The following is a 21,281-nucleotide window of genomic DNA, read 5'->3' on the forward strand; positions in this document are numbered from 1 at the left end:
GGCAGGCATCGAATCGGAGGTCTTCGAGGACGGGCAGCCGCGCCGTGCTCGATTGCGAGCGCGCCGAACCGCGTGACCGGCCGGACAGCGACGTGGGCACCGGTCTTCGCCGGTGCCCACGTGGCTCATGCCGTCGACGTCAGCGCTTGGCCTTCGTCGAGCGGTAAGCCAGGCGGGTGCCCTTCCACCCGTCGCTGACGGTGACGTTGGCCGTCTGGGCCAAGTTGGCCGTCGATGCCGCCTCCGTGATGTCGGCCGGGTCGACGGACCCGTCCCGGCCGGTCTTCGGGGTCAGCACCCAGATGACCCCCTCGTCGGACAGCGGTGTCATGACGTCGAGAAGCGTGTCCGTCAGGTCGCCATCGTCTTCGCGCCACCACAGCAGCACGACATCGACCACTTCGTCGGCATCTTCGTCGAGCAGATCGCTCCCGCAACGCTCCTCGATCGCGGCCCGGACATCATCATCGACATCCTCGTCCCAGCCGATTTCCTGGACAACCATCTCGGGCTCGATGTCGAGCCTCTCGGCGACGTCGGCTTCGCCTTTACCGGCGTCTCCCGCGGCGACCACGGTTTGCTCACTCCTCCAATGCACCGGTGCGGCACCCGCGGCGCCGCACACCTTCCAGATATGGCCGATAGCGAACACTGCCGACCGCCACCGGCGCAACTGCTGGCGGCACGACACGCCGCAGCAGCGGTCAGGCCATGACTGTAGACCGGGAACACCCCCACCAACAGCCTGGTCGGCGGCGCGGCTGTCGACGGTGCACGCATCCGTGGCTGAAATGGGGGACGATGAGAGTGTTCGACATCACTGTTCGAACGCCCTGCCACAGCCACGACGCAGTCGAGGAGTTCGCCTTGTCCCCGCTCAACAACGACGCCGGTGCCGCCCCCGCCCAGCGGGTTCGGGTCATCCGGGACGGTCTTGCCTCCCACCTGCCGGACATCGATCCGGAGGAGACCGAGGAGTGGCTGCAGTCCTTCGACTCGGTGCTGTCCGGCCACGGGCAGCAGCGCGCTCGCTACCTGATGCTCCGGCTGCTGCAGCGCGCCCGCGAGAGCGGCGTCGGCGTGCCCTCGCTGACCAGCACCGACTACGTCAACAGCATCCCCACCGAGCAGGAGCCGTGGTTCCCCGGCGACGAGGAGACCGAGCGCCGCTACCGCGCCTGGATGCGCTGGAACGCGGCGGTGATGGTGCACCGGGCGCAGCGGCCGGGGGTCGGCGTGGGCGGCCACATCTCGTCCTTCGCCTCCTCCGCCAGCCTCTACGAGGTGGGGTTCAACTGGTTCTTCCGCGGCAAGGACCACCCCGGCGGCGGCGACCACCTCTACATCCAGGGCCACGCCTCCCCCGGCATCTACGCCCGCGCGTTCCTCGAGGGCCGCCTGTCCGCCGACCAGCTCGACGGGTTCCGCCAGGAGTACTCGCACGCCGGTCCGGGCGGCGGCCTGCCGTCCTACCCGCACCCGCGGCTGATGCCGGACTTCTGGGAGTTCCCCACCGTCTCCATGGGCCTGGGCCCGATGAACGCGATCTTCCAGGCCCGGTTCAACCACTACCTGCACGACCGCGGCATCAAGGACACCAGCCAGCAGCGGGTGTGGGCATTCCTCGGCGACGGCGAGATGAACGAACCGGAGTCGCGCGGGCTGCTGCACGTGGCCGCCAACGAAGGTCTGGACAACCTCACCTTCGTGATCAACTGCAACCTGCAGCAGCTGGACGGGCCGGTGCGCGGCAACGGCAAGATCATCCAGGAGCTGGAGGCGTTCTTCCGCGGCGCCGGGTGGAACGTGATCAAGGTGATCTGGGGCCGCGAGTGGGACGCCCTGCTGCACGCCGACCGCGACGGCGCGCTGGTCAACCTGATGAACACCACCCCGGACGGCGACTATCAGACCTACAAGGCCAACGACGGGGCCTTCGTCCGGGAGCACTTCTTCGGCCGCGACCCGCGCACCAAGGACATGGTCAAGAACCTCTCCGACGACGAGATCTGGGGCCTGCGCCGCGGCGGGCACGACTACCGCAAGATCTACGCGGCCTACAAGGCGGCCACCGAGCACCACGGCCAGCCCACCGTCATCCTGGCCAAGACGATCAAGGGCTACGGCCTCGGCCCGCACTTCGAGGGCCGCAACGCCACCCACCAGATGAAGAAGCTGGCCCTGGACGACCTGAAGCAGTTCCGGGACAGCCTGCGGATCCCGATCTCCGACGACGAGCTGGACCCCTACCTGCCGCCCTACTACCACCCCGGCAAGGACGCGCCGGAGATCCAGTACCTGCAGGAACGGCGCCGCCAGCTGGGTGGCTACCTGCCGGAGCGGCGGACCAAGGCCAAGCCGCTGGTGCTGCCCGGCGACAAGGTCTACGACGTGGTGCGGCGCGGCTCGGGCAAGCAGGAGGTCGCCACCACCATGGCGTTCGTCCGGCTGCTCAAGGACCTGGCCAAGGACAAGGAGATCGGCCCGCGGCTCGTGCCGATCATCCCGGACGAGGCGCGGACCTTCGGCATGGACTCGATGTTCCCGTCGCAGAAGATCTACAACCCGCTCGGCCAGCTCTACACGCCGGTGGACTACCAGCTGATGCTGGCCTACCGGGAGAGCGAGCAGGGGCAGATCCTGCACGAGGGCATCAACGAGGCCGGGTCGACCGCGTCGTTCACCGCGGCGGGCACCAGCTACGCCACGCACGGCGAGCCGATGATCCCGATCTACATCTTCTACTCGATGTTCGGCTTCCAGCGCACCGGCGACAGCTTCTGGGCGGCCGCCGACCAGATGGCCCGCGGGTTCGTGCTCGGCGCGACCGCCGGGCGCACCACGCTGACCGGTGAGGGCCTGCAGCACGCCGACGGGCACTCGCAGCTGATCGCCGCGACGAACCCGGCGGTGGTCGCCTACGACCCGGCGTGGGCGTTCGAGGTCGCGCACATCGTCAAGGACGGCCTGCGGCGGATGTACGGCGAGGACGCCGAGAACGTCTTCTACTACCTGACCATCTACAACGAGCCCTACCGGCAGCCCGCCGAACCGGACGACCTCGACGTCGACGCGCTGCTGCGCGGCCTGTACCGCTACCAGGCCGCACCCGGCGGCGACGGGCCGAAGGCGCAGGTCCTCAGCTCGGGCGTGAGCCTGCCACTGGCGTTGGAGGCGCAGCGGGTGCTCGCCGAGGAGTGGGAGGTGCAGGCCGACGTGTGGTCGGCGACGTCCTGGTCGCAGCTGCGGCGCGAGGCCGAGGCCGCCGACCGGCACAACCTGCTGCACCCGGACGCCGAACCGCAGGTGCCGCACGTGACGCGGGTGCTGTCGCAGGCGGAAGGGCCGGTGGTGGCGGTCAGCGACTGGATGCGCGCGGTGCCGGACCTGATCCGGCCGTGGGTGCCGGGCGAGATGGTCAGCCTCGGCGCGGACGGGTTCGGGTTCTCCGACACCCGCCCGGCCGCGCGGCGGGTGTTCCTGGTCGACGCGGAGTCCACTGTGGTCGCGACGCTGGCCGCGCTGGCGCGCTCCGGGCAGGTGGACAAGTCCCAGGTCGTCGAGGCGGCCCGCCGCTACCGCCTGGACGACGCCCAAGCCGCCGGCCCCCAGACCTCGGACCCCGGCGACGCCTGACCGCACCACCGACTCGTGAGCGGCGATGGTTGCCCCAACCACCATCGCCGCTCACGACCCCACACCACCGACTCGTGAGCGGCGATGGTCGTCCTAACCACCATCGCCACTCACGACTGTGGTCAGCAGGTCAGGGGTTCCCCGTCGGCGAGGCGGAACTCGGCGCGCGGGTCGAGCAGCAGGGCGACCAGGGAGCGGGCTTCCTGGCGCATCGGGACCACGCGCGATCCGTCCGGCCCCGGGATGCTGCGCACGCCGTGCAGGGCGAGCTCGTCGCGCACCTCGCCGAACTGGTCGGCCGTCAGGCGGTAGCCGCACGGCGGGTCCTCGTCGACCTGCTCCGGGGCGGGCGGCTCGTTGTCGGCACCGCCGAAGTAGATCGGGCCCTGGTCGCGCAGGCCCGCCAGCCGGGCTCGCGCGGTCGCGGCCGTGATTTCGCCGCCACGCTCGGACACCATCCGCAGCGTCGCCCCGACCCCGGCGAGCTGGGAGTCGACGCGGCGGTGGTTGTTCACCGCCGGGTCCGCCTGCTCCTCCTCGGTCAGCGGGTCGACGCGGGTCTCCACCAGCAGGCCGACGGCGTTCTTGACGCCGGTGGTGTTGCGCAGGATCCGCTCCTGCCCGTCGCCGGCGACCTGCTTGATCGGCTCCCCGGTCTCCGGGTCGGTCCAGATGCCGTAGACGCCGGTGGAGAACCCGGTGTCCTCGACCGCGGGCCGGACGTACTCCTCGGACAGCCGCTCCGACTCGCCGTGCACGCCCTCGGCGGTGTTGAGGTTGCGCGGCCACAGCGCCAGCAGGTCCTTCACGTAGTACGGCGGTTTGGCGCCGTACTCGTGCAGGTCGTGCACGATGTCGGGCCGCTCGTCGCGCACCACCCGCGCGATGGCCCGGGCTTCTGGCGTCTCCAGCGCGAGGTGGTCGCGGTTGATGTCCACGCCGTCGGCGTTCCCTCGGGTGTTGGCGACGTTGCCGTCCGGGTTGGCGTTGGGCACGAACAGCAGGCTCGTGGTGCGCAGGAGCTCGCGCACCTGCGGGTCGTCGGTGAGGCCGAGGTCGCGGATGCTGCTGAGGCAGGCCTCGCGGCCGGACGGCTCGTCACCGTGCTGCGAGCAGGTGAACAGCACGCTCGTGCGCGCCGACCGGGCACCGACGCGGACCAGCCGCAGCGGGCGGTCCTGCGTGCTCCTGCCGATCTCCTCGACCGAGACGGCCTCACTGACCTCGTCGACGGCCCGCAGGAACTCGGACTCCTCCTCCGGTGTCGTCCACCGCTTTCCGTCGGTCTGCTCGAAACCCGTCGTCGGTGCTGTGGTCCGCTCCTGGGCGGACGCCGTCGGCGCCACCAGCAGGGTGCAGACGGCCAGTGGAACCACCGCGCTCCGCGCGAGACGCCCCATTTCGACCCCTTCCGGCGATTGTGATCACTCCGCATACACCACCGCCGAACACCCGGAGTCAAGCCTTGACAGCAGCACCCTCCCGCGCCCGCTGCACGCGCGCGGTGCGGTTCCAGCTCCACCAGCCGTGCACCACCAGGGCCGCGAAGACGACGTAGATCGCCGCGCTGAAGTGCAGGCCGGAGGCGATCTGCAGCGGCACGCCCACCGCGTCCACGGCCAGCCACACCAACCAGAACTCGACCAACCCGCGGCCCTGCGCCCAGAACGCGACCAGCGTGCCGACGAAGATCCAGGCGTCCGGCCACGGCGCCCACGAGGCGTCCAGTGCGGACAGCAGCAGCGCGAACGCGGAGGTGCCCAGGACCAGCGCCCCGATCAGCACGAGCCGCTCCACTCCCCTGGCCTTGCGCACCACGACGCCGTAGACGGGATCGCTGCGGCGGTTCCACGCCCACCAGCCGTAGAGGGAGATCAGCAGGATCATCACCTGCCGGACGGCCAGCCCGCCCAGGTGCGCCGAGGCGTAGACCGCGAACAGCAGCACCGTCGCCGAGACCTGGACCGGCCAGGTCGCCAGGGTCCTGCGCTGGGCGAGGAAGACCACGGCCAGGGCGCACAGCTGCCCGACGAGTTCCGCCCACGAGATCTGCTGGCCCAGCACGGTGATCCCGTTGCCAAGCAACCATTCCGCGACAGTCCGCACGCCCGCTCCTCCCACCGGCGACGCGCGCGCCGGGGTGCGCGGGCAGCATGCGGGCCCCTGCCTGCGGGTGCAGTCCGGCCCCGGCCACCCGTGCGCTGCCTCTCATCCGGACTTTCACCGTCGGTCCCGGAATTCCACCGGATCGGCCGACACCTCGTTGGGGAGGAGCCGGTTCGCGGACTGTCACCGCCGGTTCGGATTTTCACCGAGCCCCGGAGCGCACGACTTCGTTCGTCCTGCGCAACATCGTGCGCCTGCTGATCTGTTCCCGGACGCGTACGTGGGTCGGATCACACGTCCGAAATCCGCTTGTGCCGCCGCCCGCGGGGACCGGATCTTAATCCCATGCCCAGTTCTGCCGACCTGCGCGAGCCCGACCGGTGAGCCGCCTGCTCGTCCTGCTGCTGTCCGTGACCTGCGGGATCAGCGTGGGCAACATCTACTTCCCGCAGGCGGTCAGCCCGCTGGTCGCGGCCGGTCTGGACGTGCCGCCCGAGGTGGCCGCGCTGGTCGCCACGGCCGTGCAGCTCGGTTACGCGGTCGGCATCTTCCTGCTGGTGCCGCTCGGCGACCGGGTGCCGTACCGGAAGTTGATCGCGGGCCTGCTCGTCGCCACGGGCGTGGGCCTGCTGGCCGCTTCGGCTGCTCCGTCGCTCCCGCCGCTCGTGGCAGCCAGCGCGCTCATCGGCACCACGACCGTGATCGCGCCGCTGGTCAGCCCGCTGGCCGCCGGGCTGGTGAGCGAGGACCGGCGCGGCACGGTCATCGGGATGCTGCTGAGCGGGTCGATCGGCGGCATGCTGCTGTCCCGCGCGTTCGGCGGCACGCTCGGCGAGTGGCTCGGCTGGCGGGCGCCGTACCTGGTGGCCGCGGTGCTCGTGCTGCTCATCGCCGGGGTCCTGGCGTTCGCGGTGCCGAGCACGCAACCGCCGTCGACGCAGCGCTACCCGGCGCTGCTCGGCGAAGCGCTGCGGCTGCTGCGCACCGAGCCGGAGCTGCGGCGCTCGTGCTTCTACCAGGCGATGGTGTTCGCCGGTTTCACCGCGGTCTGGACCGGGGTGGCGCTGCTGCTCACCGGCCCGACCTACGGTCTCGGCGCACCGGCCGTCGGCGCGCTGGCGGTGGTCGGCGCGGCGACCATGGTCTGCACCCCGGTCGCCGGCCGCCAGGCGGATCGGCGGGGCCCGGACGTCGTCAACCTCGCCTGCATGATCGGCACCATCGCCGCGGCCGCGGTGCTCGTCGGCGGCACCTTCGGCGGAGTGCCGGGGTTGGCGTGCCTCGTGCTGGGCACGCTGCTGCTCGATGTGACCATGCAGTCGGGCATGGTCGCCAACCAGGTGCGGATCTACGCGTTGCGACCGGAGGTCCGCAGCAGGCTCAACACGGCCTACATGACCTGCGCCTTCCTCGGCGGCAGCGCCGGATCCTGGCTCGGGGTGCGGGCTTTCACGTACTTCGGCTGGCCGGGCGTGTGCGGGCTGGTGGCGCTGCTCGCGGGCGCGGCGCTGACCAGGCACCTCGTCGCGCTGCGCTCGCGAGCGGAGGACCGGGAGCCCGCACGCGCGGGTGTGAGCAACGCCCTCCGGACGGCCGATCGAACACGCGTGCGCCCACCGGTAGACTCGATCAGCAGCTCGTCGCAGGAGGGGGACGCCGGATGAACGACACCGATCACGCGATCCTCGCCTTCGAGCTCGAGCACTGGCAGTACCAGGGCAACAAGGAGCGGGTCATCCAGGAGCGCTTCGGCTTCTCCCCGAACCGCTACTACCAGCGGCTGAACCGCCTGCTGGACGAACCCGAGGCCCTGAAGCAGCAGCCCGCGCTGGTCAAGCGCCTGCTGGACCGCCGGGACCAGCGCGCCCAGCGCCGCATCTCCCGCGACCGCTGACTCACCCCACCACCGCGCCCGCCCGCCGGGAACGGGCGCGCTGACGATGCATCCCCGCCCCGTCGAAGTACAACGCTCGTTGCATTAAGTGCACTACATGTTGTACTTTACTTTCGGGCGGCGGATCGCCGCCCTCCGAAGCGACAGGTGGAGCTGCGATGTCCCACGACAGGACCCTGGTGATCGGTGCGACCGGCAACATCGGACGGCACGCCGTCGACCTGCTGCACGGCGCGGGGGCGGACGTCCGCGCGATGGCCCGGAACCCGGCTGCGCTGCCGAGCGGGGTGGAGGCGGTGCGCGGCGACCTGACCGACCTGCCGAGCCTGCGCGCCGCGCCGCGGGAGGTCGACTCGGTGCTGCTGGTCTGGCCCTTCGCCACGGTCCCGGCCAACCCGGCGATCATCGAGACTATCGGCCAGCACGCCCGGCGGATCGTCTTCGTCTCCTCCGGCGCGGTGCGCGACGACGTGGCCGAGCAGCACGGCCCGATCGCCCAGTTCCACGCCGAGGTCGAGCAGCAGATCGAGCACTCCGAGTTGGACTGGACCTTCCTCCGACCGCACGCGTTCGCGACGAACGTGCTGTCCTGGGCGCCGGAGATCCGCGCGGGCGGAGTGGTGCGCGGAGCCTTCGGCGAAGCCCAGCTGTCGCCAATCCACGAGCGCGACATCGCCGCAGTCGCCGTGGAAGCGCTGACCAGCAGCGGACACCACGGGGCCAAGCACACGCTCACCGGACCGGAGCTGCTCACGCAGGCGGACCAGGTGCGCATCATCGGTGAAGCCCTGGGCCGGCCGCTGCGCTGGGAGGAGATCCCACGCGCCGAGGCCGCCGCCAAGATGTTCCCCGGCTCGCCGCGCGAAGTCGCCGAAGCAGCGCTCGACGGCTACGCCCAACTCGCCCGCACCCCAGGCCTCGTGACCAGCACCGTGCGGGACGTCACCGGCCGACCGGCCAAGACCTTCCGGCAGTGGGTCGCCGACCACACCGCCGACTTCAGCTGATCCCAGGAGGTACCGCCGAGATGAACGACCTGCCCGACATCACCCGCGCCGACGCCGGACTCGTGCTCGTCGGCGAGTGGTCCGAGGCGCCGGAACGGCAGCTCGCGGCGGCGCGGGCCGCCGCGGACGTCGCCAACCAGCCGACCGGCCTGCTCTCGCACACCGTCCTGGTGGGCACCGACGGCAGCACCCTCCTGCACTACTCGCAGTGGTCCGACCAGGCCTCCTGCGAGGAGCACCTGCGCACCGCACCGGATGACCGCACCGCGCGGGCGGTTGCGTTCCACCGGTACCGGAGCCTCGTGCTCAGCCAGGACCGACCGGGCTGCGTGGTGGCCGTGCGGTTCCGGTCCGACAGCCACGACACCGCGCGGCGGTTCGTCGACACGCTGCTGGACGAGGAACCCGGTTTCGCGCGGCGGACGGACGTGGCGCCCCCGGCCGGGATGATCTCGAACCACTTCCACATCAGCACCGACGGCACCCGGGTGGTCAACTACGCGGAGTTCGTCGACGAAGCCGCGCACCGCGCGGTCGTGGCGAACAACCTGCAGGCCGACCACGACGTCCCGCAGCTCATCGGCAGCACACCGGGGCTGGAGCTGATCGGGTTCAAGCGGTTCACCACCTGGCTGAGCCGCTGACCCCTACGGCTGGGGGCGCTGCGCGTACTGCTCCGGGGTGAGCTGGCGGTCGTGCTGGATGCGGACCAGCTCGGCCAGCAGCGGCGCCGCCTGGTCCGGCGGCAGCGCCTGGAACGCCTTCTTGATCGCCTCCGGGTCCCCCGCACCGGCCTGCGCCGGGATGTCCGGCGCCTGCTTGGCCACCACGGTGTTCACCAGGTCCACCAGCATCGCGACGATGGTCCGCGGCCCGAGCTCGGTGTGCCAGCCCTGGATCTCGCCGTTCGGCCCGCGGGGCCCGAGCAGCTCGTGCTCCAGGCGCCGCAGGATCGCCTCCTGCTCCGGGGTCATCTGGTCCTCCTGGTCCTTGTTCCCGAGTTCGGCGCGGAACCGGTCCATGTCCACGTGACCAGGGTCGATCTTGCCGGTGACGCTGGTCTCCTTGTGGCCGCGCGCGGCGTCCGCCGGGCGCCCCAACCGCTCCAGCACCACCCGGGTCGCCGTCAGCGCGGCCGCGTGCTGCTCCGGGCTGGGGCCCTGGTCGACGCCCTGGTAGTCCCACTCGAAGCCGACGTAGAGGGTGTTGCCGTCGCCTCCCGGGTTCGGGCCGGACGCCTTCGCCTCGCCCGCGTGGTTCGCGCGGCCCGCGGCGATCATGTGCACCACCCCGTCGAAGCCGATGACCGCGTGGCACAGCGGTCCGGCGAGGTCGGGGCGGCCGTCGATGCACAGCTGGACGCTGGGCGCCGGGTTGTCGTAGGAGGCGGGCGTGGCGGTGTGGTGCTCCAGCACGCCGACCGGTGCTGGCTGCGGCCCCGAGGTGGCGGTGCGCTCCCGCCAGCCGTCGGTTTCGACCACCGCCAGCCCGGCCTCGCGCAGGGCGTCCGCCAGCCAGACGAGGGGCAATGCCAACCTGATCACTCTCCTGGCTTGATCTGTTCCCTCATGGTGTCGCGAACGGGTGCGTGCGACCACGGCCAAGTGCGTGAAAAAGGTCGAGACCCACCCAACGGGTGAGTCCCGACCTTCGATCGATCCAGTGAGCCACCGCCACGCTGGTCAACCAGCGCCGCGGGGTTCAGAGCCCGCTGGTCCCGGGGTTCGGGTCCTGCTCCGGGCCCGGTCCCGCGCCCTTCCTGGTGCTGAACTCGGATTCCACGTCGGTCAGCCACTTCGACCAGCGCTGCTGCATCGGCCGGATGAGACCGCCGCCGACGCCGACGACGATCACGCCACCGACGGTGGCCAGCACGGTGACCAGGACCGGCGTGGTCACGGTGAGCGCGATGCCCATCTGGTTCAGCGCGGCGATCACGCCGAGGGCCACGATGAAGCCGAAGGTGATCTTGCCCAGCACACCGCTGATCGGGCGGCTGCCCAGCGCGCTGCGCACCAGGTCGGCGACCACCCGGCCCACCGCGGCAGCCACCAGCACCAGCACGATCGCGACCAGCACGCGGGGCAGGAACAGCACGATCTGGTCGATCAGGTCCTTGACCGGGTTGGGGCCGAAGGCGCCGAGCGCGAGCTGCAGGAAGATCAGCAGGATGAAGTAGTAGACGACCTTGATCAGCAGCCCGCCGAGGTCGATCTGCGTCTTGGCCGCCAGGTCGGCCAGCCCGGCGCGCTTGAGCAGCCGGGTGAAACCGAGCCGGACGAAGAGCACCTGGAGGGCCTTCGAGACGCCCTTGGCGATCAACCAGCCGATCAGCAGGATGATCAGGAACATGACGAGCTTGGGCACGAATGTGGCGATGCTGGCCCAGGCCTGGGCCAATCCGTTTTGCAAGGTATCCACGATGTCACCTCGGGGGGGAAGCCGAACGGCGGTGGTCAATGGGTGATCGTTTCTGCTATTCGGCTGATCGACAAACCGAAAGACCGCCTCGAACGGGCGAATTGATTCCCCTAATGGATTAGGTGGAATCACCGCGGGTCAGCACCGGTCGTTATGCGCCTTTTCCGCCGTTCTGCGGTGTGAGCCCGCCCGCACCGGTCAACCGGTGCCCGCCGGAGCTGATCGGCGGCGTGCGATTCTGGGAGGCATGAGTACCGAACGCGCAGGTGAGCGGGACAGTGGTGCGCGACGGCAGATCTCCGCACCCACCCTCCGCCGCCTGGAACGCGCTTCGGGTGGGCTGGCCGGGGCCAGCGTCGGCGCGATGGAGCAGCGGCTGCCGTGGTTCCGCCGGTTGCCCGCTGACCAGCGGGCCAGCGTGCTGCTGGTGACCCAGACCGGCGTGTCCAACTTCGTGGCCTGGCTGCAGGACCCGACCGAGGCGATCCGGTTGACCGCCGAGGCCTTCCGCGCCGCCCCGCGCGACCTGTCCCGCTGGGTCAGCCTCCGGCAGACCCTGGAGCTGGTGCGGGTCGCCATCGACGTGTTCGAGCAGCAGCTCCCGGAGCTGGCCGACCAGCAGCACGAGCGCACCCTGCTGACCGAGTCGATCCTGCGCTACACCCGCGAGATCGCCTTCGCCGCGGCGACCTCCTACGCGGCCGCCGCGGAGGCGCGCGGCGCGTGGGACGCGCGGCTGGAGGCGCTGGTCGTCGACGGGATCGTGCGCGGTGACGCCGAGGAATCGCTGCTCTCCCGCGCCGCGGCACTGGGCTGGGAGCCCTCCTCAGAGGCGACCGTGCTGGTCGGCAACGCCCCCTCCGACGACCCGCCGACCATCGTCTACCAGGTGCGCAGCCGCGCAGCCCGGCTCGGCTGCCCGGTGCTGCTCGGGGTGCAGGGCAGTCGGCTCGTGGTCGTCTTCGGCAGCTCCGGTGAGGAGCGCTCCGACGAGGAGGCGGCGGCGCGGCTGACCGAGGCGTTCGACGAGGGCCCGGTGGTCGTCGGGCCGACCGTGTCCAACCTGGCCGAGGCGCACCGGTCGGCCGCGGACGCGATGTCCGCGCTGCGCGCCGTGGTGGCCTGGCCGACCGCACCGCGCCTGGTGCCCGCCGGTGACCTGCTGCCAGAGCGGGCGCTGGCCGGCGACCCGGAGGCCGAGCGGCAGCTGGTCGAGCGGATCGTGCTGCCGCTGGTGGACGCCGGTGGGGCGCTGATGGAGACCGTCGACACCTACCTCGAGGTCGGCGGCGTGCTGGAGAACTGCGCGCGGCAGCTGTACGTGCACCCCAACACCGTCCGGTACCGGCTGCGGAGGGTGGCGGAACTCACGGGCCGCACGCCGTCCAACGCCCGCGACGCGCACGTCCTGCGGGTGGGGTTGGCGGTCGGCAGGTTGGCCAAGGCGCGCGGCCTCTGGTGAGCACAGCCGTCACGTCCAGTACCAGGGCTTTACCGTTTTTCACCGATGTGTCACCGACCGAACACAGCCGACAACGATTCGCCCTCCTGCCCGCCCCCGCGCGGGACCGGGTTGTAGACACCCCACAAGATTGCGCTCCGGACTTCGTCTGTCTCGGCATCACTCCGAGCGCATCACGACGTGTTCAGTAGCAAGGGTGATCGCGCTTCTAGCCCCTGGACAGGGGTCGCAGACCCCAGGGATGTTCAACCCGTGGCTCGAGCTGGACGGTGTCGCCGAACGGCTCGGCGCCTGGTCCGAGCTGACCGGCCTGGACCTGGTCCGCCTCGGCACCACCGCCGAGGCCGATGAGATCAAGGACACTGCGGTCACCCAGCCGCTGGTGGTGGCGCTGTCGCTGATCGCCGCCGAGGAGCTGCGCCGCCGCGTGACCGTGCCGGACGGCACCCCGGTCGCCGGGCACTCCGTCGGCGAGCTGGCCGCCGCAGCGGTCGCCGGAGCGCTGGACGCCGACGACGCGGTCGCGCTGGCGGCAGTCCGCGGCCGCGAGATGGCCGCCGCGTGCGGGCTGGAGCCCACCGGGATGTCCGCCGTGCTCGGCGGTGAACCCGACAACGTGGTGACCCACCTCGATCAGCTCGGCCTGGACCCGGCCAACCGCAACGGCGCTGGTCAGATCGTCGCCGCCGGGCGGCTGCCCGCGCTCGAGCAGCTCGCCGCGGAACCGCCGGCCGGAGCCCGCGTCCGCCCGCTGCCGGTCGCCGGTGCCTTCCACACCCGCTTCATGGCGCCCGCGCAGGAAACCCTGGCCAAGCACGCCGAGCAGGTCAACGCGCGCGACGCCGCGCTGCCGCTGCTGTCCAACGCCGACGGCTCGGTCCTCACCGGCGCGACCGAGGTCCTGCGCCACCTGGTCTCCCAGGTGACCAACCCGGTGCGCTGGGACAGCTGCATGGCGACCCTGGCCGAGCGCGGTGTCGAGGCCGTCGTGGAACTCCCGCCCGCGGGCACCCTCAGCGGCCTGGTGCGCCGTGAACTCAAGGGCGTCAAGACCGTCGCTCTGAAGACCCCCGCCGACCTGGACAAGGTCGCCGACCTGCTCGGGAGCGACGAGTGACCAAGCCCCGCATCGCCCAGAACCCCACTCCGGCGGGCACCCGGCTGCTCGGCTTCGGCAGCACGCAGGGCAACCGGATCGTCACCAACGACGACCTGGCCAAGATCGTCGACACCAACGACGAGTGGATCCGCCAGCGCGTCGGGATCATCCACCGCCGCCTCGGCGACGACAGCCAGACCGTGGTCAACATGGCCGTCGAGGCCGGGGCCAAGGCAGTCGCCGACGCCGGCCTGGCCCCCTCGGACATCGACCAGGTGATCGTGGCCACCTGCACCATGCCGGGCGGCATCCCGAACGCCGCGGCCCAGGTCGCCGACCAGATCGGCATCAAGGCCCGGGGCGCCTTCGACGTCAACGCCGCGTGCGCCGGGTTCGTCTACGCGCTCTCCGCCGCCTCGGACGCGGTGCGCGCCGGTTCGGCCCGCAACGTGCTGGTCATCGGCTCCGAGCGGTTCCAGGAGTGGCTGGACTGGCAGGACCGCGCCAACTGCATCATCTTCGCCGACGGCGCGGGTGCCGCGGTGGTCGGTCCGGCCGAGGAGCCCGAGCTCGGCCCCGCCGTGCTGGGCAGCGCGGGCGACCTGGTCGACACCATCTACCTGCGCGAGGGCAAGTACATCTACCAGGAGGGCCAGGCGGTCTTCCGGTGGGCGACCACCCAGATCGCCCCGGTCGCGGCCCGCGCGGTCGAGGCGGCCGGGCTCCAGCTGTCCGACGTGGACGTCCTGGTGCCGCACCAGGCGAACCTGCGGATCGTGGAGGCCATCGCCAGGAAGCTGCAGAGCCAGGGTGCGCGTGACGACCTCGTGGTCGCCCGTGACATCGTCTACTCCGGCAACACGTCGTCGGCGTCCATCCCGCTGGCCATCGACCACATGCGGGGTGCTGGGGAGATCCCCAGCGGTGCCGTGATGCTGCTCGTGGGCTTCGGGGCCGGGCTGTCGTACTCCGCCCAGGTCGCCGTCTGCCCCTGACCCCCAAGCTGCCGCGGGGCCGCAAGCCCGCGGTGAGGAACGCAAGTACCAGGAAGGAACACCGTGTCCAACGAGGAAATCACCAAGGGTCTGGCCGCGATCGTCGAAGAGGTCGCCGGTGTCGACGCCGAAGAGGTGTCCGTCGACAAGTCCTTCGTCGACGACCTCGACATCGACTCCCTGTCCATGGTCGAGATCGCCGTGCAGGCCGAGGACAAGTTCGGCGTGAAGATCCCGGACGACGAGCTGGCCAACCTCAAGACCGTCGGTGATGCGGTGGACTACATCACCAAGAACGCATGACGACCGAAGTCGTCATCACCGGGCTGGGCGCGACGACGCCGCTGGGCGGCGACGTCGCGTCCACTTGGGACGGAGTGCTGAACGGCGCCACCGGCATCAAGCGCCTCGAGGCGGAGTGGCTCGACCGCTTCGAGCTGCCCGCCAAGATCGGTGCGCCGCTGGCGGTGGAGCCCGCCGACGTGCTGCCCCGGGTGCAGCTGCGCCGGATGGACCGCTGCGAGGCGATCGCCGTCATCGCCGCCCGGGAGGCGTGGTCGGACGCCGGTTTCGAGCTGCCGTCCGACGAGTCCGAGCCGGTCGACCCGGACCGGCTCGGGGTGGCGCTGGGCACCGGCATCGGCGGCCCGCTGACGCTGCTGCAGCAGGACGACCTGCTGGAGGAGCACGGGCTGCGGAAGGTCTCGCCGCTGACCGTCCCGATGCTGATGCCCAACGGCCCGGCCGCGATGGTCAGCCTGGACCTGCGGGCCCGCGCCGGGGTGCACTCCCCCGCGTCGGCCTGCGCGTCGGGCGCCGAGGGCCTGGCCAAGGGCTTCGACATGATCCAGCAGGGGCACGCGGACGTCGTGGTGGCCGGTGGCGCGGAAGCCTGCATCCACCCGATCACCATCGCCGGGTTCGCCCAAGCCCGGACCCTGAGCACCCGCAACGACGACCCGGACCGGGCTTCCCGCCCGTTCGACGTCGACCGCGACGGGTTCGTGATGGGCGAGGGCGCCGGGGTGATCGTCCTGGAGAGCGCGGAGCACGCCAAGGCGCGCGGCGCGCGGATCTACGCCCGGCTGGCGGGCACCGGAATCACCTCCGACGCCTACCACATCACCGGCAGCCACCCGGACGGCCGCGGCCAGATCGGGGCGATGCGCAAGGCGCTGCGCAGCGCCGACCTGGAGCCGTCGGACATCGGACACGTCAACGCGCACGCGACCTCGACCGTGGTCGGCGACGTCGGTGAGGCCAACTCGGTGCGCCAGGCCATCGGTGCGGACGCGGTGGTCACCGCGCCGAAGGGTTCCCTCGGCCACCTGGTCGGCGGGGCCGGTGCGGTGGAGAGCATCATCACGATCCTCTCCCTGCAGCACGGCGTCATCCCGGCGACCCGGAACATGGACAAGCAGGACCCGAAGGTCGAGCTCGACGTGGTCGCCGACAAGCCGCGCCACGTGGAGCAGACCGCTGCGATCAACAACGCCTTCGGCTTCGGTGGCCACAACGTGGCCCTCGCCTTCGCCAGGGCCTGACCGCGAGCACCGGAAGCGGGCTGAGCACGCCTCAGCCCGCTTTCTCGCATTCCACCCTCCCCCTTTCCACACCCCCTGGCCGAAGCTGTTCGGGTGTTCGGGTTCCTGCCGTGGACTTGCGGTGGGTAAATGCGATTCCAGTGGCGATCAGACGTCCGATTCCCATCGGGTGATCTCAGTGAAAGCGTCCCGACACATCACCGGCGTGTCGGGTGCCCGACACACCGGTGATTACAGTTTCAGTTGAAACTGTGAAGCGTCCGGCGACTCGCCTCTGCGGGTCCGGTGAGATCACCTCGTTGGAATCGCGAAACCCCAGACGGTTCGTCCACAACCTCCGGCTCCCCGGCACACCGGGGTCTGCGGTCTCAACTGAAACTGTGGTTCGCCCGGAGGGGGTCAGGAGACCGGGTTCCAGACGCCGGTCGCGGCGGTTCGGCGGGCGTAGTCGGTGAAGTCCCGGGGTTCGCGGCCCAAGGCTCGCTGGACCCCGTCGGCCAGATGCGCGTTGCGGCCGTCGAGGACCTCGGCGAACAGGTGCTCCACCAAGGACACCACCTCCGGCGGCACACCGTGCTCGGTCATCCCCGCCCGGTACTGCTCCGGGCTGACCGTGGAGAAGGCGATGTCCCGGCCGGTGGCGGCGGCGATCGCGCCGACGGCATCGGCGAAGGTGAGCAGCCGCGGTCCGGTCACCTCGTACACCTGCCCCGCGTGCCCGTGCTCGGCGAGCGCGGCGGCGGCGACGTCGGCGATGTCCTCGGCGTCGACGAACGGCTCCCCGACCGCACCGACCGGCAGCGCGACCTCCCCCGCGCGCACCCCGTCCACCAGGAAGTCCTCGCTGAAGTTCTGCTGGAACCAGGCCGCCCGCACCACCGTCCACTCGGCACCGGCCCCCTGGACCGCCGCCTCGGCCCGCTGCGCTCCGGCCTCCCCACGTCCGGACAGCAGCACAAGCCGCCGCACCCCGCTGCGGACCGCCAGCTCGGCGAACTCCCGCACCGCCTCGACGGCCCCCGGAACGGCCAGGTCGGGTTGGTAGGACACGTACACCGCACCGACACCGGTCAGCACCGCGGGCCAGGTGGTGCGGTCGGTCCAGTCGAAGGGCGGTGTCGCCGAGCGGGACCCGGTGCGGACCGGTCGTCCCATGGACGTGAGGCGCTCGACGACGCGGCGACCGGTCCGACCGGTGGCGCCGAGGACGAGCACGGGCTTCTGTTCGTTGTCTGCCATGCCCCCAGTCAAGCCGCCCTTCTCTGGACGATCCATGACTCAGTGTCCACACTCCATAATCGATCGTCCAGCCCCGGGAGTTCCGCCACGATCCCGATGGAATTCCGACCCACGATTTCCATGGAGGTCGCGCAACCACGGGCCCTGAGAGGACTCCGGGAGCGCCGCGTCGGGCCATAAGCTCGTGCCGTGGACACCTTGGCCGGGTTGCTGGACGGGCCGCGGGCGCGCGGCGCATTCCTCCTCCGCTCGATCCTCGAACCTCCGTGGTCGCTGCGCATCCAGGACCAGGCACCGCTGACCCTGGTCGCGGTGGTGCGCGGATCGGCCTGGATCACGCCCGACGGCGCCGAGCCGGTGCCGCTGTCGCCAGGTGACGTCGCGCTGGTGCGCGGTCCACACCCCTACACGGTCGCCGACGACCCGGCGACCCCCTGGCAGGTCGTGATCAACCCAGGGCAGCGGTGCTCCAGCCCGACCGGTGAACCGCTCGACGGCCTGTCCGACCTCGGCGTCCGCACCTGGGGCGCGGGGCTGTCCGGGACGACGACCCTGCTGACCGGCACGTACCAGGTGGTCGGCGAGATCAGCGACCGGGTGCTCACCGAGCTGCCCGGGCTCGCCGCGGTCCGGCACGAGTCGCTGGACACCCCGCTGGTCGACCTGCTCGCCGCGGAGATCAGCAAGAACGCGCCGGGCCAGGAGACCGTGCTGGACCGGTTGCTCGACCTGCTGCTCATCAACGCCCTGCGGACCTGGTTCGCCGGTTCGCCGGACCGCACCCCGGCCTGGTACAGCGCGCAGTGCGACGAGGTGGTGGGCCAGGCGCTGCAGCTGATCCACGACGCCCCGGCGGACCAGTGGACGGTGGCCGGGCTGGCGGCGCGCTGCGGGGTGTCGCGGGCCGGTTTCGCGCGGCGCTTCACCGAGCTGGTCGGCGAGCCACCGATGACGTACCTGACCTCCTGGCGGCTCGCGCTGGCCGCCGACCTGCTGCGGGAGTCCGACGCGACGATCGGCGCCGTCGCCCGGCAGGTCGGCTACGGGAGCGCGTTCGCGCTCAGCAACGCCTTCAAGCGGCGGTACGGCACCAGCCCGCAGGAGTATCGGCGCGGGTCACTGCTCGCAGGGGCGGCGGAGGGCGCTGTTGGGGAGCTTGCTGGTGTCCAGGCGCAGTGACCGCCCCGAGTCGGTGACGACCATCGGGTACACCAGGTTCCACTCCAGGCAGGGGTAGGGCATGTCCGGGGGTGCGTCCCGCGGGTCCTGGATGCTCTTGAAGGTCAGCAGCGCCAGCAGCGCCCCGTCCGGGCCGGGGTCGAGCCGGTGCACGACGATGTCGATGTCCTCCGTGGAGTCGTAGGCCTCGGACCACTTGTCCCGGGGCAGCTCGTCCCACTTGCTCGGGACGACTGTGGACTTCCACAGGTCGTAGTCGCGGGTGTTGATCGACCGGAAGTGGTTGTCCAGCAGCTTCTGCACCTCGCGCTGGTCGGGGTGCTCGACCGCGCCCGTCGTGTAGAGCACGCCCTCGACGCTCCGGACCGCCCAGCCCGGGTCACCGGCCGGCTGCGACGGGGCGTTCGTCGGCACCGGCTCCCGGTAGACCTGCTCGGCCAGGACCACACCACCACCGGCACCCGCCAGCAGCGCGACGACGGAAACCGGCAGACCCCACTTCACCCAGGAACGCACGGCCCCAAGCTTCGCACACCGCGATCAGCGGCCGTACCGGTTCCGGTCAGCCGACGCGGTGCAACCAGGTGACCGGCGCCCCGTCGCCCGCGCGGCGGAACGGTTCGAGCGCGTCGTCCCAGGCCGCGCCCAGCAGCTGGTCCACCCGGTGCGCGAAGGCCTCCGGCCCCTTGGCGTTGGCCGCGAGGGTGCGCAGCTGGTCCTCGCTGACCACGATGTCGCCGTTGGCGCTGGTGCAGGCACGCCACAGACCCAGGCCGGGGGCGTGGCAGAACCGCTGCCCGTCCACCCCGGGGCTGGGGTCCTCGGTGACTTCGAAGCGCAGCATCGGCCACGCGCGCAGCGCGGTGACGAGGCGTGCGCCGGTACCCGGCTCGCCCGTCCAGTTGCACTCCGCGCGGAGTTGCCCTGGGGCTGCCGGTTGGGCCGTCCAGCGGAGTTCCGTCCGGATGCCGAGTGCGCCAGAGATCGCCCACTCGACGTGCGGGCAGACCGCAGACGGCGACGAGTGGACGTAGACCACACCAGCGGTGTGGCCACGGTCGCTGCCACGGGTGCTCACTGCTGACCTCCGCTGTTCGACGAGGGACGTCTTCCCCTACGACCTCGTGAACACGACGATCAACAGATGCGGCGTCATTTTGCATCGCCCGTGACGTGCTCCGCCACCAGAACGCCGCATCCCACCGCGGCGGTGCGGGGTCCCGGGTTGCGGGCCGCCGCGCGGCTCCGACTGCTCCGATCAGGCGAAACCGCAGATCCCAGGGGCGCGCACGCGCCCCATCACCACTCAGAAGCACCAACCGACCAGGGTCGAGGGAGTGGCGGATACCACTCGATCGGACGAATATTGGATCTCCGCGACAACCCCCGGACCGCCCGACTAACGTCAGGACCCCTGGGAAGGTGCGCTCGCCGGGCTCGGGAAGGGGAGGTCCTGATGCGACTCGTGCGGCTCGGTGCGGAACCGACCAAGGTCGGCGCCGACATCCGGGCGGCCATCTCCGCGTGGGGCGCCGGGCGCTCGGTGCTGGGCGGGGTCGCCGTGTTCGGCTGCCGTCCACCGGGCGCCCCCCGCCCGCTGGACGCGGTGGTCGTGCTGCCCCGCGGTGTGGTCGTGGTGCTCGGCGTGGACCTGCCCGAACCGGCGCTGAAGGTGGAAGCCCCGCTGCGGACACCGTGGACAGTGGACGGTTGGCCGCTGGTGCGCTCCGAAGGCGCGGTCAACCCCGGGTTGGAGGGCCTCGAGTCCGCCGCCGCGCTGGCCCGCAGCCTGCAGTCGCGCGGGCTGGAACCGCTGCCGGTCGCCGCCGTGGTGGTCGTCGGCCCCTACGCCGGCCAGGTCACCCAGCCCACCACGGACCTGCACCGCGGGGTCCGGGTCGTCTCGCCGAACACGACCGCGATCCTGGCCGCCGCCCGCGAGCTGGCCACCTACGAGCGGTCCTGCCCAGTCGAACCCGCGCAGCGGCTGCTGGAGGTGCTCGACGAGGAGTGCCGGCTCAGCACCGCTGACCTGGTCGAGGAAGGCTTCCCGGAATCGGCGGAGACCGACCTGGCCACCGCGGACACGATGCTGATCCCGAAGTTCACCGAACCCGCGGCGGCGGACCGGTTGCCCCGCCGGACGGCGCTGATCGCGACCGCTGCGGCGCTGGTGCTGCTGTGCGGCGCACTGGTCGGGTGGCTGACGCTCGGCCGCCCCACCGCCAGCCCACGACCACCCGCGCCGCCGGTCCAGCGGGTCGACGGCGTGGAGTTCGCGCAGCGGGTGACCGACCGGGAGCAGACCTGCGCCTCGCACTCCTTCGGCGACGTCCAGCGCTGGTTCGAGCAGCGGCCGTGCCGGAAGCTGACGCGCGCGGTGTTCGAGACCCAGGTGGAGGGCAGGCCCGCCGCGGTGTCGGTCGCGATCGTCGAGCTGCCCGACGAGCAGTCGGCGCGGGAGCTCCGGAACCTGGCCTCCGAAGCCGGGACCGGTGGGATCACCGACCTGGTGGCCGAGGGCCGCGGGTGGCCGGGCGGACCGGACGGCTTCGACGACGCTGCCCAGGTCGCGCAGCAGAGCGGCGCCGAGGTCCGGATCGTGCAGACGGTCTGGCGCCACCGCTCCTCCAACCCGGACGACGTCGCCCTCCGCGCCCTCGCCGAACGAGCCCTGCGCCTCACGCCGCGCCCCTGAC

General features: G+C 71.4%; 20 protein-coding genes and 1 riboswitch. Of the genes, 12 read left to right on the plus strand and 8 right to left on the minus strand.

What is annotated here, in order from left to right:
* Positions 1 to 139: 139 nt before the first annotated feature.
* Complete coding sequence (locus ABT324_RS08905; RefSeq protein WP_150070470.1) at positions 140 to 574, minus strand: DUF3052 domain-containing protein; 435 nt, start codon at positions 572 to 574, stop codon at positions 140 to 142.
* Between the two features lie 293 nt (positions 575 to 867).
* On the opposite strand from ABT324_RS08905, the gene aceE reads away from it, so the two are divergent.
* Positions 868 to 3,636, plus strand: a complete 2,769-nt coding sequence (gene aceE, locus ABT324_RS08910; RefSeq protein WP_351174015.1) for a pyruvate dehydrogenase (acetyl-transferring), homodimeric type — start codon at positions 868 to 870, stop codon at positions 3,634 to 3,636.
* 122 nt (positions 3,637 to 3,758) lie between these two features.
* Here the strand turns inward: aceE and ABT324_RS08915 are convergent, their stop codons facing one another.
* Entirely contained in the window at positions 3,759 to 5,012 is a 1,254-nt protein-coding gene (locus ABT324_RS08915) for a M14 family metallopeptidase (protein WP_351174018.1), read from the minus strand.
* 82 nt (positions 5,013 to 5,094) lie between these two features.
* Positions 5,095 to 5,742: a nicotinamide mononucleotide transporter family protein gene (locus tag ABT324_RS08920; RefSeq protein WP_351174021.1), complete on the minus strand. Its 648-nt coding sequence runs from the start codon at positions 5,740 to 5,742 to the stop codon at positions 5,095 to 5,097.
* Positions 5,743 to 5,832: 90 nt separating this feature from the next.
* Positions 5,833 to 5,965: riboswitch (FMN riboswitch) on the minus strand.
* A 157-nt stretch (positions 5,966 to 6,122) separates the two neighbouring features.
* Here ABT324_RS08920 and ABT324_RS08925 point away from each other — a divergent pair.
* The 4 genes from ABT324_RS08925 to ABT324_RS08940 all read left to right on the plus strand — a co-directional run bounded on the left by ABT324_RS08925 (position 6,123) and on the right by ABT324_RS08940 (position 9,287).
* Complete coding sequence (locus ABT324_RS08925) at positions 6,123 to 7,406, plus strand: MFS transporter (RefSeq protein WP_351174024.1); 1,284 nt, start codon at positions 6,123 to 6,125, stop codon at positions 7,404 to 7,406.
* The gene (locus ABT324_RS08930; RefSeq protein ID WP_351174027.1) at positions 7,403 to 7,636 is read left to right on the plus strand and encodes a DUF3263 domain-containing protein; all 234 of its coding nucleotides are present in this window, start codon (positions 7,403 to 7,405) and stop codon (positions 7,634 to 7,636) included. Before ABT324_RS08925 ends, ABT324_RS08930 begins: the two co-directional genes overlap by 4 nt.
* Before the next feature lie 158 nt (positions 7,637 to 7,794).
* Positions 7,795 to 8,643: an NAD(P)H-binding protein gene (locus ABT324_RS08935; RefSeq protein ID WP_351174030.1), complete on the plus strand. Its 849-nt coding sequence runs from the start codon at positions 7,795 to 7,797 to the stop codon at positions 8,641 to 8,643.
* Between the two features lie 20 nt (positions 8,644 to 8,663).
* Positions 8,664 to 9,287: an antibiotic biosynthesis monooxygenase gene (locus tag ABT324_RS08940; RefSeq protein WP_351174033.1), complete on the plus strand. Its 624-nt coding sequence runs from the start codon at positions 8,664 to 8,666 to the stop codon at positions 9,285 to 9,287.
* A gap of 3 nt (positions 9,288 to 9,290) precedes the next feature.
* Here the strand turns inward: ABT324_RS08940 and ABT324_RS08945 are convergent, their stop codons facing one another.
* Positions 9,291 to 10,178 (minus strand): peptidoglycan recognition protein family protein, encoded by an 888-nt coding sequence (locus tag ABT324_RS08945; protein WP_351174036.1) that lies wholly within the window; start codon positions 10,176 to 10,178, stop codon positions 9,291 to 9,293.
* Between the two features lie 166 nt (positions 10,179 to 10,344).
* The gene (locus tag ABT324_RS08950; RefSeq protein WP_351174039.1) at positions 10,345 to 11,064 is read right to left on the minus strand and encodes a mechanosensitive ion channel family protein; all 720 of its coding nucleotides are present in this window, start codon (positions 11,062 to 11,064) and stop codon (positions 10,345 to 10,347) included.
* A 247-nt stretch (positions 11,065 to 11,311) separates the two neighbouring features.
* Here ABT324_RS08950 and ABT324_RS08955 point away from each other — a divergent pair, with 247 nt between their 5' ends.
* The 5 genes from ABT324_RS08955 to ABT324_RS08975 all read left to right on the plus strand — a co-directional run bounded on the left by ABT324_RS08955 (position 11,312) and on the right by ABT324_RS08975 (position 16,164).
* Entirely contained in the window at positions 11,312 to 12,526 is a 1,215-nt protein-coding gene (locus ABT324_RS08955; RefSeq protein WP_351174042.1) for a PucR family transcriptional regulator, read from the plus strand.
* A 196-nt stretch (positions 12,527 to 12,722) separates the two neighbouring features.
* Positions 12,723 to 13,643: an ACP S-malonyltransferase gene (locus tag ABT324_RS08960; protein WP_351174045.1), complete on the plus strand. Its 921-nt coding sequence runs from the start codon at positions 12,723 to 12,725 to the stop codon at positions 13,641 to 13,643.
* Positions 13,640 to 14,620, plus strand: a complete 981-nt coding sequence (locus ABT324_RS08965; protein ID WP_351174048.1) for a beta-ketoacyl-ACP synthase III — start codon at positions 13,640 to 13,642, stop codon at positions 14,618 to 14,620. Before ABT324_RS08960 ends, ABT324_RS08965 begins: the two co-directional genes overlap by 4 nt.
* A gap of 63 nt (positions 14,621 to 14,683) precedes the next feature.
* Complete coding sequence (locus tag ABT324_RS08970) at positions 14,684 to 14,923, plus strand: acyl carrier protein (RefSeq protein WP_150070414.1); 240 nt, start codon at positions 14,684 to 14,686, stop codon at positions 14,921 to 14,923.
* Positions 14,920 to 16,164 (plus strand): beta-ketoacyl-[acyl-carrier-protein] synthase family protein, encoded by a 1,245-nt coding sequence (locus ABT324_RS08975; RefSeq protein WP_351174051.1) that lies wholly within the window; start codon positions 14,920 to 14,922, stop codon positions 16,162 to 16,164. Before ABT324_RS08970 ends, ABT324_RS08975 begins: the two co-directional genes overlap by 4 nt.
* A 399-nt stretch (positions 16,165 to 16,563) precedes the next feature.
* On the opposite strand, the gene ABT324_RS08980 is transcribed toward ABT324_RS08975, so the two are convergent.
* Complete coding sequence (locus tag ABT324_RS08980) at positions 16,564 to 17,403, minus strand: NAD(P)H-binding protein (RefSeq protein WP_351174054.1); 840 nt, start codon at positions 17,401 to 17,403, stop codon at positions 16,564 to 16,566.
* Positions 17,404 to 17,592: 189 nt separating this feature from the next.
* Between ABT324_RS08980 and ABT324_RS08985 the strand changes: the two genes are divergently transcribed.
* Positions 17,593 to 18,582 carry an AraC family transcriptional regulator gene (locus tag ABT324_RS08985; RefSeq protein WP_351174057.1) on the plus strand — a complete coding sequence of 330 codons (990 nt, stop codon included), beginning with the start codon at positions 17,593 to 17,595 and terminating at the stop codon, positions 18,580 to 18,582.
* Here ABT324_RS08985 and ABT324_RS08990 read toward each other — a convergent pair.
* Together ABT324_RS08990 and ABT324_RS08995 are read right to left on the minus strand one after the other, a co-directional pair.
* Entirely contained in the window at positions 18,520 to 19,098 is a 579-nt protein-coding gene (locus ABT324_RS08990; protein WP_351174060.1) for a hypothetical protein, read from the minus strand. The genes ABT324_RS08985 and ABT324_RS08990 overlap by 63 nt on opposite strands.
* 46 nt (positions 19,099 to 19,144) lie before the next feature.
* Entirely contained in the window at positions 19,145 to 19,621 is a 477-nt protein-coding gene (locus ABT324_RS08995; RefSeq protein WP_502949720.1) for a DUF3145 domain-containing protein, read from the minus strand.
* Between the two features lie 417 nt (positions 19,622 to 20,038).
* On the opposite strand from ABT324_RS08995, the gene ABT324_RS09000 reads away from it, so the two are divergent.
* Positions 20,039 to 21,280, plus strand: coding sequence for a hypothetical protein (locus ABT324_RS09000; protein ID WP_351174066.1), 1,242 nt, complete (start codon positions 20,039 to 20,041; stop codon positions 21,278 to 21,280).
* The last annotated feature ends 1 nt before the right edge of the window (position 21,281 follow it).

This window comes from Saccharopolyspora sp. NPDC000359 (genome assembly GCF_040300525.1).
Lineage (GTDB): Bacteria > Actinomycetota > Actinomycetes > Mycobacteriales > Pseudonocardiaceae > Saccharopolyspora.